Annotated in this window: 18 protein-coding genes; all 18 read left to right on the top strand. The window is 39.5% G+C overall.

Translation table 11 applies throughout. The features are described 5' to 3' along the window. Genes AA977_RS06490 through AA977_RS06405 form a run of 18 tightly spaced genes read left to right on the top strand, consistent with a single transcriptional unit; the run spans position 1 to position 17,066 of the window. On the top strand, positions 1 to 1,089 hold the full coding sequence (locus AA977_RS06490) for an ABC transporter permease (protein WP_064435219.1): 1,089 nt from the start codon (positions 1 to 3) through the stop codon (positions 1,087 to 1,089). Next, positions 1,086 to 2,216, top strand: a complete 1,131-nt coding sequence (locus tag AA977_RS06485) for an ABC transporter permease (protein ID WP_064435014.1) — start codon at positions 1,086 to 1,088, stop codon at positions 2,214 to 2,216. Before AA977_RS06490 ends, AA977_RS06485 begins: the two co-directional genes overlap by 4 nt. Continuing rightward, the gene (locus AA977_RS06480) at positions 2,203 to 2,775 is read left to right on the top strand and encodes a YigZ family protein (protein WP_064435013.1); all 573 of its coding nucleotides are present in this window, start codon (positions 2,203 to 2,205) and stop codon (positions 2,773 to 2,775) included. The genes AA977_RS06485 and AA977_RS06480 overlap by 14 nt, the downstream gene beginning before the upstream one ends. 11 nt (positions 2,776 to 2,786) lie before the next feature. After that, a complete protein-coding gene (gene hemJ, locus AA977_RS06475) occupies positions 2,787 to 3,233 on the top strand; it encodes a protoporphyrinogen oxidase HemJ (RefSeq protein WP_064435012.1) in 447 nt (148 codons plus the stop codon). 9 nt (positions 3,234 to 3,242) lie between these two features. After that, positions 3,243 to 3,983 carry a bifunctional demethylmenaquinone methyltransferase/2-methoxy-6-polyprenyl-1,4-benzoquinol methylase UbiE gene (gene ubiE, locus AA977_RS06470; RefSeq protein ID WP_064435011.1) on the top strand — a complete coding sequence of 247 codons (741 nt, stop codon included), beginning with the start codon at positions 3,243 to 3,245 and terminating at the stop codon, positions 3,981 to 3,983. A 12-nt stretch (positions 3,984 to 3,995) separates the two neighbouring features. Beyond that, positions 3,996 to 4,256 (top strand): exodeoxyribonuclease VII small subunit, encoded by a 261-nt coding sequence (locus tag AA977_RS06465; RefSeq protein WP_064435010.1) that lies wholly within the window; start codon positions 3,996 to 3,998, stop codon positions 4,254 to 4,256. A gap of 3 nt (positions 4,257 to 4,259) precedes the next feature. Further along, on the top strand, positions 4,260 to 5,060 hold the full coding sequence (locus AA977_RS06460) for a carbon-nitrogen hydrolase family protein (RefSeq protein WP_064435009.1): 801 nt from the start codon (positions 4,260 to 4,262) through the stop codon (positions 5,058 to 5,060). Then, positions 5,053 to 6,300 carry a serine--tRNA ligase gene (gene serS / locus AA977_RS06455; protein ID WP_064435008.1) on the top strand — a complete coding sequence of 416 codons (1,248 nt, stop codon included), beginning with the start codon at positions 5,053 to 5,055 and terminating at the stop codon, positions 6,298 to 6,300. Before AA977_RS06460 ends, serS begins: the two co-directional genes overlap by 8 nt. Positions 6,301 to 6,309: 9 nt before the next feature. Continuing rightward, positions 6,310 to 8,859, top strand: coding sequence for a tetratricopeptide repeat protein (locus AA977_RS06450; protein ID WP_064435007.1), 2,550 nt, complete (start codon positions 6,310 to 6,312; stop codon positions 8,857 to 8,859). Further along, complete coding sequence (gene uvrD / locus AA977_RS06445) at positions 8,859 to 10,904, top strand: DNA helicase UvrD (protein WP_064435006.1); 2,046 nt, start codon at positions 8,859 to 8,861, stop codon at positions 10,902 to 10,904. The genes AA977_RS06450 and uvrD overlap by 1 nt, the downstream gene beginning before the upstream one ends. After that, positions 10,901 to 11,557: a flagellar basal body P-ring formation chaperone FlgA gene (gene flgA, locus AA977_RS06440; RefSeq protein ID WP_064435005.1), complete on the top strand. Its 657-nt coding sequence runs from the start codon at positions 10,901 to 10,903 to the stop codon at positions 11,555 to 11,557. Before uvrD ends, flgA begins: the two co-directional genes overlap by 4 nt. Positions 11,558 to 11,566: 9 nt before the next feature. Next, a complete protein-coding gene (locus AA977_RS06435) occupies positions 11,567 to 12,130 on the top strand; it encodes a UbiX family flavin prenyltransferase (protein WP_033618345.1) in 564 nt (187 codons plus the stop codon). Next, complete coding sequence (coaD, locus tag AA977_RS06430; RefSeq protein WP_064435004.1) at positions 12,130 to 12,603, top strand: pantetheine-phosphate adenylyltransferase; 474 nt, start codon at positions 12,130 to 12,132, stop codon at positions 12,601 to 12,603. Before AA977_RS06435 ends, coaD begins: the two co-directional genes overlap by 1 nt. Before the next feature lies 1 nt (position 12,604). After that, positions 12,605 to 13,180 (top strand): dTMP kinase, encoded by a 576-nt coding sequence (tmk, locus tag AA977_RS06425; RefSeq protein ID WP_064435003.1) that lies wholly within the window; start codon positions 12,605 to 12,607, stop codon positions 13,178 to 13,180. Further along, the gene (locus AA977_RS06420) at positions 13,168 to 13,743 is read left to right on the top strand and encodes a ComF family protein (protein ID WP_064435002.1); all 576 of its coding nucleotides are present in this window, start codon (positions 13,168 to 13,170) and stop codon (positions 13,741 to 13,743) included. The genes tmk and AA977_RS06420 overlap by 13 nt, the downstream gene beginning before the upstream one ends. Before the next feature lie 34 nt (positions 13,744 to 13,777). Continuing rightward, complete coding sequence (locus AA977_RS06415; protein ID WP_064435001.1) at positions 13,778 to 15,820, top strand: N-6 DNA methylase; 2,043 nt, start codon at positions 13,778 to 13,780, stop codon at positions 15,818 to 15,820. Beyond that, positions 15,817 to 16,461 carry a restriction endonuclease subunit S gene (locus tag AA977_RS06410; protein ID WP_064435000.1) on the top strand — a complete coding sequence of 215 codons (645 nt, stop codon included), beginning with the start codon at positions 15,817 to 15,819 and terminating at the stop codon, positions 16,459 to 16,461. Before AA977_RS06415 ends, AA977_RS06410 begins: the two co-directional genes overlap by 4 nt. Positions 16,462 to 16,487: 26 nt before the next feature. Next, entirely contained in the window at positions 16,488 to 17,066 is a 579-nt protein-coding gene (locus AA977_RS06405) for a restriction endonuclease subunit S (protein ID WP_064434999.1), read from the top strand. The last annotated feature ends 5 nt before the right edge of the window (positions 17,067 to 17,071 follow it).

The following is a 17,071-nucleotide window of genomic DNA, read 5'->3' as shown; positions in this document are numbered from 1 at the left end:
TTGATAAGTGCATGGGTTTTGCAAGACAAGTTCTTGTTTACCGTGTGTTTTATATTGCCTTTTTTCTTAGGGGTTTTAGGCAAGCAAATCTTTGATCAAGAAATCCCAAGACAACTCCCTATCGTAGTGGTGGATTTGGATAAAACCACTACAAGCCATCAAGTGGCGTTTGAATTAGGCGCTACAAGTGCGGTTGAAATCAAACACCAAGTAACTAGTCTTTCAGAAGCCAAACGCTTTTTAAATTCCGCTGAAGTGTATGGGGCGTTGGTTTTACCTAAAGATTTAGAGAGAAAAATCAAAATGGGGCGAAAGATTGATCTGCCGTTTTATTATAATGCAGAATACGTTTTGGTGGGGAAAACGCTCAAAAACGCCTTTTTGCAAACCGCTTTGACCTTAGACGCTAAAACCTTAGCCACTAAAGCCTTAGTGCGAGATTCTAACTTGATTTCTGCTAAAGCCCAAGCGATGCCCATCATTCTCCAATTGCATGCCCTATACAATGAAGAAAACAATTACACGCAATACCTTTTAAGCGTGATGCTGCCTTGCATGTGGCTTATTTTTATTGCAATTGGCATGCTCAATTTCATTCAAAAAATCTCTAACATGCACGAGCTTTTCATAAGCATTATAGCGAATGTGTGTGTGTTTAGTTTTTGGGGAATGGGCATGGCGTTTTATTTTAATCTGATTGGCATGGAGGGGAATTATACGCATTTGCCATTAGTCTTTTTAGCGATAATTTTAATGGCGCTCATTATGAGCGGGTTTGTGGTGCTAGTTTATGGCATTTCAAAAAGCGCTATTGAAACCGCTGGCGCGATTGGGGTCTATACCGCTCCAAGCTTTGCATTTGCTGGGGTAACTTACCCTCAAAACAACATGGAAATTTTTGGGGATTTTTGGAGCCATTGCTTGCCTATTAGCCATTTTATGAAGTTCTTTTTGCAAGAGGCTTATTATAAAACGGATCTTACCGAGTCCTTGCATTCGTTAATGCCGCTTTTGTTTTTTTTAATTTTCTTAGCCTTAGGGCTTTTGATTTTTTATTTTTCTTTTAAAAAAGACAAGGTTAAAGCATGAATTTTTTTAAAATCCTTTTAATGGAATTAAAGGCTATTTTTTCTCATAAGGGCGTTTTATTGATCCTTATAGGCGCTCCTTTAATTTATGGCTTGTTATACCCTTTGCCTTATTTAAAAGATGTTGTCACGCAGCAGAAAATCGCCCTTGTGGATGAAGACAATTCCTTTCTTTCCAGGCAATTAGCTTTCATGGCGCAAAGCTCCAACGAATTAGAGATCGCTTTTTTTAGTCCCTCTATGCTAGAAGCCAAAAAGCTTTTGAAAGAAGAAAAAATTTATGGGATCTTGCACATCCCTTCGCATTTTGAAGCCAATATCCACAAACAAGTGCCTGTAACAATCGATTTTTATGCGAATTCCAATTATTTTTTGATTTATGGCGCATTAGCCAGCGCGATCGTGGAGAGCGTTAACGCTTTAAACGATGAAATCAGGTTTAAACGCAACGCCCAAATAGAAGAAGCCGAATTAGGGACAGACGGGATTAAGATCAAGCCCATTGCCTTGTATAACCCTAGTGAAGGGTATTTGAATTACGCCCTCTCTAGCGTGTTTATTTTCATTTTGCACCAGGTGATGCTCATTGCAAGCAGCATGTTTGCTAGCTCCAGGCGTTTGGAATTAATCTCTTTAGACAAAAAGCAAATCGCTTTGAGGCTGTGTGCAAGGCTCTTCATTTTTGCGGGAGCGTTTAGCGTTTTTATTTTATGGTATTTTGGGGTGCTGTTTTCTCTCCATGGGATCGAACGGCATGCGAGCGCGTTGGCGGTGTTTTTCAATAGCGTGGTTTTCATGCTTGCAACTTTGAGTTTAGGATCGTTTTTAGGCGCATGGATTAAAAATGAAGCCCACACCACGCAAATCGTTTTGATCTCTTCTTTGCCCTTGATCTTTATGATGGGTTTTGTGTGGCCTTTTGAATCCTTGCCCTCTTATTTGCAAGCTTTCGTTCAAATCGTGCCAGCCTACCATGGGATTAGTTTGTTAGGGCGCTTGAATCAAATGCATGCCGAATTTATAGATGTGTCTGTCCATTTTTACGCGCTTATGGTGATTTTTATCGTGAGTTTTATAGGGAGCGTGTTCAAATTCAGCTCTTTAAAGAAAGCTTGTGAAAACGCTTAAGAGTTTGATCACTTCCAAGCACCAGACTAAAGCGTCTCGTTTTTTAGGGTATCTCATGCCTTTTAATGATTTTGAAAAAACCCTTTTAGCGTTGAAAAAAGAGCATTTTAAGGCCGCGCATTTTGTAACGGCGTTCCGCTATTCTTTAGAGGGAAAAATCACGGAAGGTTTTAGCGATGATGGCGAGCCTAAGGGGAGTTCAGGCATGCCTGTGCTTAGCGTTTTGAGGCGAGAGGATTTGATCAATATAGGCTTAGTGAGCGTGCGCTATTTTGGAGGCACGCTTTTAGGGGTGGGGGGCTTGATGAAAGCTTATGCCACTAGTGTGCTATTGTGCGTAGAAAACGCTCAAAAAGAGGGTGCTTTTAAGGATTTTGTGGAGTTAGAGAGCTGGAGCGCTCATTATTCTTACAAAGAATTAGACCATCTTCAGCGTGAAATTAAGAAATTTAGCTTACAATTAAACAAAAAGAATTTTTCAAACCAAAGCGTGGAAGTGGAAATCACCGGCACAAGGGAAAATTTGCAAGCGTTTTTAAAACAAATTAAGGCTTATTAAGGAGAATATCAGTGGAATTTTTGAGCGGGTATTTTATGTGGATCAAGGCTTTTCATGTGATAGCGGTTATTTCGTGGATGGCAGCGTTGTTTTATTTGCCGCGCCTTTTTGTCTATCATGTAGAAAACGCCTATAAAAAAGAATTTGTGGAAGTGGTGAGAATCCAAGAAAAAAAGCTCTATTCGTTTATCGCTTCACCGGCAATGGGTTTTACGCTCATTACAGGGATTTTAATGCTATTAATCGCCCCTGAGATGTTTAAAAGTGGGGGGTGGTTGCATGCGAAATTATCCTTAGTGATCTTGCTTTTAGCCTATCATTTTTATTGCAAAAAATGCATGCGCGAGTTGGAAAAAGACCCTACAAGAAGAAACGCAAGGTTTTATCGTGTGTTTAATGAAATCCCCACGATTTTAATGATACTCATTGTGATTTTAGTGGTTGTCAAGCCTTTTTAAAGACCAGTTATGAAAAAAGAAAAGCACCTCAAGCAAGAAAAAATCATCAACATGTTTGATGATATAGCCAGCTCTTACGATCAGGCGAATCGCTTGATGAGTTTTGGCTTAGATGTTAAATGGCGCCAAAGGGCTTGCGAGCATGCGTTTTTGTTTTTAGAAAATAAAAAAGCTTTAAGGCTTGTGGATGTGGCATGCGGTACAGGGGATATGCTTATAGCTTGGCAAAAAAGCGCCCTTTATTGCAATATAGAGTTTAAGGAATGTTTGGGGATTGACCCATCAAACAACATGCTAGAATTAGCTATCAAAAAATGCGAAGAGCTTGAAAACAAAATTTCTTTTATCCAGGCTCAAGCCAAAGATTTGAAAGGCGTTGGGAGTAACAGCGTGGATATCCTCTCCATTGCGTATGGCTTGCGTAATATCGTGGAAAGACAAGAGGCTTTAAAAGAGTTTTTTAGGGTGTTAAAGCCTAGGGGCGTTTTAGTGATTTTGGAATTTTTAAAAAAAGACAACCCCACATGGTTGGATAAAATTTCAGGGTTTTACACGAATAAGGTTTTGCCTTTAGTGGGAGGGGCTATCAGTAAAAATTATGGTGCTTATTCTTATTTGCCGCAATCCATTGAAGGGTTTTTGAGTTTAGAGGGTTTGAAAAGCGAATTAAAAAACGCAGGGTTTGAGATTTTAAGGACCGAAGATTCTATCGCTCAAATTTCAACGACCATGCTTGTGAAAAAAAGCTAAAGGAATGCCCCCATGCAAGACGATTTATTTGAAGCTGAAAAAGCCCCCCCAAAAAATACTAAAAGTGCTAAAAACGCTCCTAAAAAAAGTTTTGAAGAGCATGTTCATTCTTTAGAGCAAGCCATAGAGCGCTTGAATGATCCTAGTTTGTCTTTAAAAGACGGGATGGATTTGTATAAAACGGCCATGCAAGAATTGTTTTTGGCGCAAAAACTTTTAGAAAACGCTTATTTAGAGTATGAAAAACTCCAAACGCCAGATAAAAAGGCTTAAAGCATGCAAGTGTTTGCCTTACAGCTAGAGTCTTTTAAAGAAACCCTCATGCAATCCTTATTTAACTCCATACCCAAGCAAAGCGTGGTCGTGTTGCCTGAATATGTGATCAACCCCTTTTTCCACCATAACATGGAATTGGATGTGAATGCAATCAGCGATCAATCCAAACGAGCGATTGACTTCCTTTCTCAAAAATGCCAAGAGTTAGACTTAATCATTTCAGCCCCGGTGCTTTTAGAAGAAAATTCTAAAATCTATAAAAAAATCGCCCTCATTTCTAAAGAAAACATTCAATATTACACGCAACAACGCCTGATCCCCTATCCTCACTGGGATGAAGAGAGCTTTTTTGACAATGAAAAAAGCGGTTTTAAAGAATTGCTAGTCTTTGAAAGAGACGGCTTGAAATTCGCCCCTTTGTTTGGCTTTGAAGTGCATTTTGATGAAATATGGGTTCAGGCTAAAAATCAGGGCGTGGATGTGGTGCTTTTGAGCAGCGTGGCGTCGTTTGAATCCAATGAAAGGTGGCGGCTTTTGTGCCAGATGCGCGCTTTTTGCGCTTCTTGTGTGGTGGTAAGGGCCAATAGGATCGGAGCGTATCGCCAAATCATTGTAGAAGAAGATCAAAAAAACGAATTTTTGTGGAAATTCTATGGGGATAGTTTTGCGGCCTTGCCTAATGGCGTTATTGAAAATTCTTTGGAGGGTAAAATGGGGGCTTTGAGCGTCCAAATTGATAAAAACGATATAGATGAATGGGTTAAATTGTGGCATTTTAGAACGAGAGGGTTGAATGATTGATAAAAAACTTTTATTGCAAGATTTTGATAAGGTGGCTCATTCTTTAAAAAAGCGTAACAGCGCGATGGATGATGGGTTGGAGCGTTTGCGCGAGATCATCACGCATTATAAAAAACAACTCATTGAATTAGAAAGCTTGCAAGCCTTCCAAAACAAGGTCTCTAAAGAATTTGGTATCAAAATGGCTCAAAAAGTGGGTGCAAGCGATCTCAAAAAAGAGCTAGAAAACAATAAAATCAAACTGAATGAGCTTTCCAAAAGCGTGAGCGAGTTGGAGCAAGAAATGGATTTAAAGCTTTCCATAATCCCTAATCTAGTGGATGAAAAAACCCCTTTAGGTGCAAGCGAAGAAGATAATGTAGAAATTAAAAAAATCTTAACCCCAAGAGTTTTCACTTTCACGCCTAAAGAGCATTTTGAACTCGCTCAAAAAAATGGCTGGATTGATTTTGAAAGTGGCGTGAAACTCGCTAAAAGCCGTTTTTCAGTCATTAAGGGTTTTGGGGCTAAAGTTTATCGCGCGCTCATTCATTTAATGCTGGATTTTAATGAAAAAAACGGCTTTGAAATCGTCTACACGCCGGCTTTAGTGAATGAAAAAATGCTTTTTGGGACCGGGCAATTACCCAAATTCAAAGAAGACGTTTTTAAAATAGAAAATGAAAACTTGTATTTGATCCCCACTTCTGAAGTAACGCTCACCAATCTATACAACGACACGATCATTAGCGTTGAAAAACTCCCCATTAAAATGACCGCGCACACGCCTTGTTTCAGGAGCGAAGCAGGGAGTGCGGGCAAGGACACAAGAGGAATGATAAGACAGCACCAATTTGATAAGGTGGAATTAGTGGCTATCACGCACCCTAAAGAAAGCGATGCCATGCAAGAATATATGCTAGAGAGCGCGAGCGCGATTTTAAAGGCGTTGGAATTGCCTCACCGGTTCGTGCAATTATGCAGTGGGGATTTGGGCTTTAGCGCGAGTAATACGATAGATATTGAAGTGTGGTTGCCCGGGCAAAATTGTTACAGAGAAATCAGCTCCGTGTCTAACACGAGGGATTTTCAAGCCAGGCGCGCCAAAATCCGCTTCAAGGAAAATCAAAAAAACCAATTAGCACACACCCTGAATGGCTCTTCTTTAGCGGTAGGCAGGACGATGGTCGCTTTAATGGAAAACCACCAGCAAGCGGATGGGAGCATTCATATTCCTAAGGCGTTAGAAAAATACCTTTAAGGCTAGTTTGTGCTGAATGAAGAGCAAAACCCTCAAAAATTAGAAGAATCAGAGCAAAAAGGGAGTGAAAACAAGACTGAAAAAGAAACCCCCCTAAAGGGCATTCATTCTAAAATCCCCTCTTTGAAGCAGGCTTTAGAACAAACCCTTAACAAAATCAAAGGCTCTAAAGGGTTTTTCAAACAACTTTTGCACCATAAAAAAAGGCTTTATATCGCGCTTGGGGTTTTAGTGTTACTCCTTGCGCTCATTGTAATTTTGAGCTTGTTGCTAGGGCATAAAAAAGAAACCCAACCCACTTCCTTGCAAGCCACTACCCCTAACGCCGTTAATGAAACGCCCAATAACACCAATAACGCTAACAATGCAGAAGCCGAGGGGCAAATAGAGAATTTGGATTTGCCTGATTTAATCGGTAAAGACTCCCTTAAAAGAAGCGATGAAAATCAAGTGGATGCGATGATACAAAAAGCGAGTATTTTGTATGAGCAAGGGCAAAAAGATGAAGCCTTGCATTTGTTTGATAAAATCGCTTCTTTTTCGCAAGGGATTGCAAGCCACAATCTAGGGGTGATCAAGTTTAAAGAAAAGGATTTTAACGGGGCGTTGGATTTGTTTGATTCCAGTATCGCTTCTAAAGAAAACGCGAGCGTGAGCGCGATTGATGCGTTAGTGAGCGCGTATTATTTGCAAGATGCGGATTTGTATTATCATTATTTAAAGATTGCCAGAGACACTTTGTATAAAGATTACAAAAAGTCCTTTTATTCCTACGCTTACGCACTCAAATCCTATTACGCTGAAGAGTATTTTGAAGCACTCTCGCCCTTAATGCACCCTAATTCCAACGCTTTTTTAAAGCCTAACGCGCGCTTAGCGTCTAAATTGTTTTTGATGTTTAAGGATGAAGCTAACGCTTATAAACAATTGCAAAAAAGCGCAGACATTCAAGATGAGCTTTCTTTAGGGCTTTTGCAGGCTCGTTTGGGCAATTACAAGCAGGCTTTGGAGCATTTGCAGCATTATTTGCACAACTACCCTAAAGATTTAAACGCTTTAATGGCTTTGGAGTTAGTGGGTTTGAAAATGGGCGATATTCTTAAAGCGAGCGAAGCCTTAAAACTAGCCAGCCACACCAAAGAAGATAGCGAATTAGCCAACTCTTTTTACCCCATCAAGCCTACCATCAACCCTATTTTTTTAGACAAAGAAAAAGCCAAAGAGCGTTTTTGGAACACGCAATATTTTGAAGGCAAAAGGGATTTTATCTATCGTTTGTTATTTTATTACGCCCCTTTTAAGGTTTTGGACTCTAAAGAAACCTTAGGCGTGATTGAAGAGGGGCTGTTTCTTTTGGATTCTGACACGCAAAAGGATTTAGAAGGGGCTAGCCTTGCTTTTAAAAGGGGGCGTTTGATGGCGATAGCGGATAAAAACGCGCTCAAAGGGTTGAAAGAATTAGAAAAGAAACGCTTAAAAAAAGCCCTTTCTTTTTTCAATTTATCTTTAAAAAATAGCCCCAATAACGCGCTGCTTCATTATAATGCGGGCTTGATTTATGCGCAATTAGAGGATTATCATAAGGCCTATTTCCATTTTTTAAGGGCTTTTCATTTGAATTCTGCGGATTATTTGAGCGCGATTTTTGCCATTTTGGCCTCGCATTTCACCCACGAAGACACCACGGAGTTTTTAAGAGAAATCACTGAGAGTTTTTATAGCCAGGATTTTTCTAGCCCCACGCAAAAAGCTTTACTATCTTCACTCATCGCTTATTTGAATTACCGCACGAATTGGGATATGGACTGGCTTAAAAACGCCCCTAAAAAACTCCCTTTTTATTACGCTCTAGAAGCGGTTTTTGCTAAAGAGAGCAAGGATAAAAAATTGATGGTCCAATCTTTTGGGAATTTAAAAAAAATGCTCCCTAAAGATCTCATCTCTAATATTTTTTATGAAATCGTCTCGTATTACGATGCGAGCATTCGGCACACCTTGAGTATTTACACCCTTTTAGATTCGCATAAAATCAGCTGGGATCAAACCATGTTAGGGCCTATTTTGGGGCGTAATTTCTACGCTTACATGGGGTTTATGGTCAATGATTTAGATCATCAAGAAAAATTACTGGAGCAAAAAATCGCCAGTTTAGAAGAGGGCGAAGCCCCTAACGATTGGCTGGACAATTTAGCACTAGTGAGTTTGTTTCAAGGCAAGTATGAAAAAGCGAGCGCGTTGTATCAAAATCTCATTGATGGGCTTAAGGATAATGAAGCACGTTTAAAAATCTTGGCTAGTTTAACTTATATCGCGCAAAAGAATTACGATAGCGCGGCTTTATGGCTAGAGCTTGGGAAGTTAGATGAGCCCAATAATGAAAATATCCGTTACGCTTTAGGGTTGTTGTATCAAAGAAAAGGGGATCTGAAATCAGCGTTAAACCATTTTCTAGCCATTAAAACCTCTGATTTTTTTTCGCCTTATTTTGATTTTGAAATTGATACCAACCTTTTAAAAGAGCGTTTGAACCAAGAACAAAAGAGCGAGTTTTTAGAATAATGGATTTTGCAAAAAGTGTTTTAGACCATTTGAACGAAGTGCAAAAAATCGCTGCATGCCACATTCAAGGGCCATTGTTGATTTTAGCGGGAGCTGGGAGCGGTAAGACTAAGACTTTAACGAGCCGTTTAGCGTATTTGATTGGGGTTTGTGGTGTGCCTAGCGAGAACACTTTGACGCTCACTTTCACCAATAAAGCGAGCAAGGAAATGCAAGAAAAGGCTTTGAAATTATTGAACAATCAAGCGTTTATCCCCCCTTTGCTTTGCACTTTCCATCGTTTTGGTTTGTTGTTTTTAAGACAACACATGAGCCTTTTAAAAAGGGCGTGCGATTTTTCGGTACTAGATAGCGATGAGGTGAAAACGCTGTGCAAACAGCTCAAAATTTCAGGTTTTAGAGCCAATATTTCTCAAATCAAAAACGGCATGATGGATTTAAACACGCAAGATAGCGAATGCTATAAAGCGTATGATCTCTATCAAAACGCTCTCAAAAAAGACAATTTAGTGGATTTTGACGATTTGCTTTTTTTAAGCCTTAAGATTTTGCAAGACAATGAAAAACTCGCCAAAGAGATCAGCGAGCGCTACCATTACATTATGGTAGATGAGTATCAAGACACCAACGCCTTGCAACTAGAGTTTTTAAAGAGATTGAGTTTCACGCACCATAATTTGTGCGTGGTGGGCGATGACGATCAGAGCATTTATGGTTTTAGGGGGGCGGATATTTCTAACATTTTAAATTTTTCCAAGCATTTCAAGGGGGCTAAAGTGGTGAAATTAGAAACCAACTACCGCTCTAGCGCTGAAATTTTAGCGTGCGCTAATTCCCTTATCAGCCATAACCAACACCGCCACAAAAAAACGCTCCAAAGTTTTAAAGGCCCGCATAAAAGCGTCGTTTGCAAAGAGTATTTGACGCAAAAAGAAGAGAGCTTAGATGTGGCTTATCAAATCAAAGCCCTTTTAAAGAAGGGCGAAAATTTAGAAAATATCGCTATTTTGTATCGCTTAAACGGGCTTAGCCGTAGCATTGAAGAGAGCTTAAACGCTTTGAATATCCCTTATAGGCTTATTGGGGCGGTGAGTTTCTATGAAAGAGCGGAGGTTAAAGACGCTTTGGCGTTCATGCATGCAGTGGCTAAAAAAGACGATCGCTTTTTTATTAGGCGCGTTTTAAACAAGCCCCCAAGAGGCCTTGGCAAGATCACTCAAGAATTGATTTTTTCTCTTTTAGATGAGGAGGATTTGAATCTAGAAGAAGCGCTAAAACTTGGGGTATTTAAAGACAAACTAAACCCTAAAAACGAATACGCTTTAAAGAAATTCATGGCCATGATAGAGCGATTGAGGGAGGCTTTTGGAATTTCAGTAGAGAAGTTTTGCGAGCGTTTTTTAGAAGAGACTAACCTGTTAAAAAGCTATGAAAAAGAAGACAATTACGAAGAAAGGGAGGGCTTTGTCAAAGAGCTTTTAAGTTTAATGAAAGAGCATTTTAAAACTAACCCCACGCATTCCTTACTGGATTTTTTGAATGAAAGCGTGCTGAATGTCCATAATACAGAAAACGCGCAAAAAGTGAGTTGCATGAGCGTGCATATGAGTAAGGGCTTGGAATTTAAGCATGTGTTTGTGATTGGTTTAGAAGAAGGGTTTTTCCCGCATAGGGGGTTTAATCAAGAAAGCGATCTAGAAGAAGAAAGGCGCTTGGCTTACGTGGCGATCACTAGGGCTAAAGAAGGATTGCAACTTTCTTATGTCAAAGAGCGTTCGTATTTTGGGAGGAAAATCGCCTGTTTGCCCTCTGTATTTTTAGAAGAAGCCAAGTTGCTCCAACAAAATAAACCCCCCAAACAAGATCACCCAAAAAACACGCCCATTAAAGTGGGGGATTTGATCAAGCATAAGATTTTTGGCACCGGGAGGGTTTTAAGCGTAGAAAAAGGCTTGAGCGGTTGGTGTTTTAAAATCAATTGCGGAGGGAATGTCTATGATAAAATTTCAGAAAAATTTGTAGAAAAAGTGGATAGCGGGTTTTGAAAATTTTCATTCTTTTTTTCATGGTTTTAAATGCGCTATTGGCCATGGATATTAATACGCTTAAAACAGAAATTAAAGCGATTTATCTTAAAGAATACAAAGATTTAAAACTAGAAATTGAAACAATTAATTTAGAAATCCCGGAGCGTTTTTCTCATTCTTTAATCATCAGCTATGAATTAAACCCCACTAACAAGCTTAAAAAAGATGGAGTCGTGTTTTTAAAATTGGAAAATGAGCCTAATTTACGCCTACCGGTGCGTTATAGCGTGATAGGCAGCATGCAAGCTTTTAAAAGCATTAGCGCGATTAAAAAAGATGAAAACATCACCGCTCACAACACTAAAAAAGAGCGCGTTGCTTTTGGCGCGCTTTCTAACCCCTTGTTAGAGGGCGCGATTGATAAAGTGAGCGCGAAAAATTTTATCCCCCCTGACACGCTTTTAAATGCGGACAAAACCCAAGATTTGATCATCGTGCGTAAAAACGACATCATCACCGGGGTGTATGAAGAGGGGCAAATCAGCATAGAAATAAGCCTAAAAGCCCTAGAAAATGGCTCGCTCAATCAAATCATTCAAGCCAAAAATGTAGAAAGCAATAAAATTTTAAAAGCCAAAGTGTTGAGCAGCTCTAAAGTGCAAATCTTATAAAGGATCATCATGAAATTAGTTTTAGGCATCAGCGGGGCGAGCGGGATCCCTCTAGCCTTGCGGTTTTTGGAAAAATTACCAAAAGAAATTGAAGCGTTTGTCGTGGCGTCTAAAAACGCGCACATCGTGGCTTTAGAAGAAACCAATATCAACCTTAAAAACGCCATGAAAGACTTACGGCCTGGCGCTACTTTTTTTAACGAGCAAGACATTCATGCAAGCATCGCCTCAGGGAGCTATGGTATCCATAAAATGGCGATCATTCCAGCGAGCATGGACATGGTGGCTAAGATCGCGCATGGCTTTGGGGGGGATTTGATTTCTAGGTGCGCGTCTGTGATGCTTAAAGAAAAGCGCCCCCTACTCATTGCCCCTAGAGAAATGCCTTTAAGCGATATTATGTTAGAAAACTTGCTCAAACTCGCGCGCTCTAATGCAATCATTGCACCGCCCATGATGACTTATTACACCCAAAGCAAGACTTTAGAAGCGATGCAAGATTTTTTAGTGGGGAAGTGGTTTGACAGCCTAGGGATAGACAATGACTTATACCCACGCTGGGGAATGAACTGATGCAAAAAATTGGCATTTACCCCGGCACTTTTGATCCGGTCACTAACGGGCATATAGACATTATCCACCGCTCTAGCGAATTGTTTGAAAAACTCATTGTCGCTGTGGCGCGCTCAAGCGCTAAAAACCCTATGTTCAGTTTAAAAGAGCGTTTAGAAATGATACAGCTCGCCACTAAAAGTTTTAAAAATGTAGAATGCATCGCCTTTGAAGGGCTATTAGCCAACTTGGCTAAAGAGCATCATTGTAAAGTGTTGGTTAGGGGTTTAAGGGTGGTGAGCGATTTTGAATACGAGTTGCAAATGGGCTATGCGAACAAATCCTTAAACCACGAATTAGAGACCTTGTATTTCATGCCCACTTTACAAAATGCATTCATCAGCTCTTCTATTGTGCGATCCATTATTGTGCATAAGGGCGATGCGAGCCATTTAGTGCCTAAAGAAATCTATCCTTTTATCTCAAAGGCTTGAAATGTATGTGGTGTTAGAAGGCGTTGATGGCGCGGGCAAAAGCACTCAAATAGAATTGTTAAAAGGCGCGTTTCAAAACGCCCTTTTTACCAAAGAGCCAGGGGGGACAACAATAGGCGAAACTTTAAGGCGTATCGCTTTAAATGAAAACATGAGCGAGTTAGCTAGAGCGTTTTTATTCTTAAGCGATAGGGCTGAGCATGCAGAAAGCGTGATCAAACCGGCTTTAAAGGAAAAGAGACTCATCATTAGCGATAGGAGTTTGATTTCTGGCATGGCTTATAGCCAATTTTCAAGTTTGGAATTAAACCTGCTTGCCACTCAAAACATCTTACCTGAAAAAATCATTCTTTTACTCATAGACAAAGAGGGCTTAAAAGAGCGCTTAAGCCTTAAAAGTTTGGACAAAATAGAAAACCAAGGTGCAGAAAAATTACTCCAAATCCAAAAAAAACTCAAAACGCATGCTTATATTTTAAAAGAAAAATTCGGGTGCGAGGTTTTGGAACTAAACGCTAAAGAAAACGCCAAAAATTTGCACGAGAAAATCACCGCCTTTATTGAATGCGTTGTTTAACTTGTTTAAGGCTTTCTTTCAAGCCTCTTTGTCAGCGCTGTTTGAACGATTTGCCCTTAAGCTTAAAAGTAAGGGTTTTAGAGGGCGTGAGCGTGTATAGTTTTTACGCTTATAGCGAAATAGAAGAACTCATTAAAAGCAAATACGCATTGATTGGCTCTCGCATTTTGCCCTTGCTTTCTCAAAAAGCGGGTGCAGAGTTTGTGAAAATCTTGCAAGAACAAGGCTTGAATATCCCCCTTTATGGCATCGCTATTGATGATAAAATCAAATCCTTTTACTCGCATTCAGCCGCGCTTTTAAAAGGCTTTTGTCAAGGCCATTTAAAGCCCACTTATGGGAATTTAAGGGCGACTAACGCTGTTTCGTATGCCGGGAAAAGTTTGGATTTTCGCATCAATAACCCACGAAATTTCACTTTCAAGGGCGATAAAAATTTAGATTATTTCTTGCTAGATGATATTATCACCACCGGCACCACCCTAAAAGAAGCCTTAAAATATCTTAAATCCTTAAACATTAAAGCGCATTTTGCGATCGCGCTTTGTGATGCGGATGAATGAGTTATAATTAACGCTTTAAAAAAAAAGGAAATTTATGAGTAAGACCAAAACCCCATCCATTGAACCCTTAATCGTTGAGAAATTCAATAACGAATTAAAAAGTTATCAACTAGACTATAAATTAGAGCAAGGAAGCTTGAATAGTGAAATTGATGAAGCTTTAAAAAATTACGCTTCTAAAAATGGGGGTTTAGGGGGTAACCGCCCTGATGTGAAACTCTTATTAAAGACACAAGATCCTAGCAGAAAGCTACCTATTTTAATAGAATACAAAGGGCTAAAAGACAAGCTCATTAAATTAGACAAAAACAAACTGGTAGAAAACTCTAAAAACCATGAGCCTCATTATAAAAACATTAGAGAATATGCCCTAAATGGGGCCCTACATTACGCTAATGCGATTTTACACCACACGAGCTACACTGAATGCATCGCCATAGGCATCACAGGCTATAAAGATGATAAGGGCGGTATACGCTCTCAAATCGCTGTCTATTATGTGAATAAAAGCAATTTAGGCATGGGGGTAGATGTTTCAAAAGGCGAGCAAGGTTATAGCGATCTCTCCTTTTTAAGCCCTAAACATTTTAATGACTTCGTTAAACGATTAGACACCCTCTCTTTAAGCGATGAAGATTTAGAGCGCATCAAAGAACAAAAAAACCAAGAAATAGAAGACTGCTTGACTCGTATCCACAACAATATTTATGAAAAAGAAAAGATTTATTTCGGCGAAAAAGATCGCATGTGCTTAGTTGTTGCGAGCATTATCGCTAATTTAGGCATCCCTAATTGTGTAACCCCCCTAAACAAAGAAGATTTAAAATCTAGCGATGAGATCCATCAAAGAGATGGCGACATCATGCTCACAAAAATCAAATCCTTTTTAGTGCATAAGCAGTTGTCTGAAGAAAAAAGGCAAAACATTATTTCTTTATTAGAGCCTTTATTAAGAAACGAAAACAACAACAAAGCCGTCAATGGCGAAAGCCGTTTGAAGCACTGTTTTAGTGAAATCGTGGATAGTTTGGGCTTTTATTATAAAATCGGTCTTAGTACGGATTTTACCGGTAAATTGTTCAATGAAATGTATCGCTGGCTACCTTTCTCACAAGACAAATTAAACGATGTGGTACTCACACCCCCTTATGTCGCCACGCTTTTAGCTAGACTTTCTAAAGTCAATAAGGATAGTTTCGTGTGGGATTTTGCTACCGGAAGCGCCGGGCTATTAGTCGCAAGCATGAATTTAATGATAGAAGACGCTAAAAAGTGTATCACTAGCCCAGAGGAATTAGAACAAAAAATCGCCCACATTAAAGCCAAGCAACTTTTAGGGATAGAAAGCTTACCGGAAATCCATATTTTAGCGGTGTTAAACATGATTTTAATGGGCGATGGGAGCAGTCAAATTTTAAACCAAAACAGCTTGAGCGATTTTGATGTCAAAGTCAATAACGAAGAATTTAAAGCCAACGCTTTTGTTTTAAACCCGCCTTATTCTGCTAGTGGTAATGGTATGGTGTTTGTGGAGCAGGCTTTAGCAAAAATGCAAAGCGGTTATGCAAGCGTGATCATCCAATCAAGTACAGGCAGTGGTCAAGCCAAAGAATACAATGTAAGGATTTTGGAAAAACACACGCTTTTAGCGAGCATTAAAATGCCCCTAGATTTATTCATCGGCAAGAGCAGCGTTCAAACCCATATTTATGTTTTTAGGGTCAATGAAAAGCATGACGCTAAGCAAAGGGTGAAATTCATCAATTTTAGTAACGACGGCTACGCTAGAGCAAATCGCAAAAAAGCCAAAGCCAGCCACAATTTAAAAGACATGCACAACGCCAAAGAGCGCTACAACGAAGTCGTGGATTTAGTCCATATTGGCAAATCGTGTTTGAAATTTTTAAGCGAGGATGACTATTATGAAAGCACTATAGACCCCAAAAACGGGAGCGATTGGAACCAAAACAAACCCACCGAGACCAAACCCGAATTAGAGGATTTTAAAAGAACGATAGCCGATTACCTTTCTTATGAAGTGGGCTTGATTTTAAAAAACCAAACGCCCCCAAAGTGATTGACCCCCTTAGTAGCCAACTCAACGCTATTAAGTGGGGCGAGTTTAGATTAGGGGATTTGTTTGAAGCGAGTAATGGCGATTTTGACATCCAAAAACGCCACATTAATCATAGGGGCGAATTTGTCATTACTGCAGGGCTTAGCAATAATGGCGTTTTAGGGCAAAGCGATATAAAAGCAAAAGTTTTTGAAAGCCATACCATTACTATAGACATGTTTGGTTGTGCATTTTATCGCAGTTTTCCTTATAAAATGGTAACACACGCTAGGGTATTTTCTCTCAAACCTAAATTTGAGATTAACCATAAAATCGGCTTGTTTTTATCCACGCTATTTTTTGGTTACCCTAAAAAATTCGGCTATGAAAACATGTGTTCATGGGCAAAAATTAAAAACGATAAAGTCATTCTACCCCTAAAACCCACCGCTAACACTCAAACCTTTGAGGATATAGATTTTGATTTCATGGAAAAATTCATAGCCGAACTTGAGCAGTGTCGGCTCGCCGAACTTGAGGCTTACTTAAAGGCTGCAGGGCTAGAAAACACCACCCTTTCTAGCGAAGAAGAAAACGCCCTTAACCTTTTCAATGACAACAATTCTGGGGGGGGGGGGGGGGTAATACCCCATGCGGCTTAAAATGGCAAAACTTCAAACTAGGGGATTTGTTTGAAAAAATTATTATAAAGCCATTACCTTATCAAACTGCACAATTACCAAAGGAAAAAACTCCAACGCACGAATTACCAGCCCTAACCGCAGGAATTTTAAATCAAGGGTTAAATAATTTTGTGCCAAAAGAAAATGCTACGATTTTAAAAAATGTTATTTCAATTTCTGCTAATGGGGCTAACACCGGTGCTACATTTTACCAACCCCATGAATTTTGCGTATTACAAGACGCTTACGCTATTGAATTTATTGGCGATAAAAAGCTTAACGATAAAGAATATTTATTTTTTGTATGTGCTATTTCAAAAGTTATTTATAATAATAGTAAATACGAATGGACCAATAAGGCGAGTTGGAATAAAGTTAAAAACGAGTTAATTTCTCTCCCCCTAAAACCCACCGCTAACACTCAAACCCTTGAGGATGTAGATTTTCATTTCATGCACACTCTCATCAACGCTTTAATGAAGCAAACCATTCAAGGCGTGGTTGAATACTGTAGCGCTAAAATTCAGGCCACAAAAAAAGCCATCAGCCAAGAAACGCCGATTCAAAAAGACTCGTTGTTTTAAAAGGG

Origin of the sequence: Helicobacter pylori (assembly GCF_001653455.1) — a bacterium.
GTDB classification, from domain to species: domain Bacteria; phylum Campylobacterota; class Campylobacteria; order Campylobacterales; family Helicobacteraceae; genus Helicobacter; species Helicobacter pylori_A.
Note: the sequence above shows the minus strand (reverse complement) of the source record. Positions and strands in the feature narration are given on the sequence as shown.

Excerpts from the sequence above, each read along its gene's own strand:
- AA977_RS06415 (WP_064435001.1), top strand. The coding sequence starts at position 13,778 with ATGAGTAAGACCAAAACCCCATCCATTGAACCCTTAATCGTTGAGAAA.
- tmk (WP_064435003.1), top strand. The coding sequence starts at position 12,605 with ATGTATGTGGTGTTAGAAGGCGTTGATGGCGCGGGCAAAAGCACTCAA.
- AA977_RS06465 (WP_064435010.1), top strand. The coding sequence starts at position 3,996 with ATGCAAGACGATTTATTTGAAGCTGAAAAAGCCCCCCCAAAAAATACT.
- AA977_RS06460 (WP_064435009.1), top strand. The coding sequence starts at position 4,260 with ATGCAAGTGTTTGCCTTACAGCTAGAGTCTTTTAAAGAAACCCTCATG.
- coaD (WP_064435004.1), top strand. The coding sequence starts at position 12,130 with ATGCAAAAAATTGGCATTTACCCCGGCACTTTTGATCCGGTCACTAAC.
- AA977_RS06420 (WP_064435002.1), top strand. The coding sequence starts at position 13,168 with ATGCGTTGTTTAACTTGTTTAAGGCTTTCTTTCAAGCCTCTTTGTCAG.
- AA977_RS06435 (WP_033618345.1), top strand. The coding sequence starts at position 11,567 with ATGAAATTAGTTTTAGGCATCAGCGGGGCGAGCGGGATCCCTCTAGCC.
- uvrD (WP_064435006.1), top strand. The coding sequence starts at position 8,859 with ATGGATTTTGCAAAAAGTGTTTTAGACCATTTGAACGAAGTGCAAAAA.
- serS (WP_064435008.1), top strand. The coding sequence starts at position 5,053 with ATGATTGATAAAAAACTTTTATTGCAAGATTTTGATAAGGTGGCTCAT.
- AA977_RS06485 (WP_064435014.1), top strand. The coding sequence starts at position 1,086 with ATGAATTTTTTTAAAATCCTTTTAATGGAATTAAAGGCTATTTTTTCT.
- ubiE (WP_064435011.1), top strand. The coding sequence starts at position 3,243 with ATGAAAAAAGAAAAGCACCTCAAGCAAGAAAAAATCATCAACATGTTT.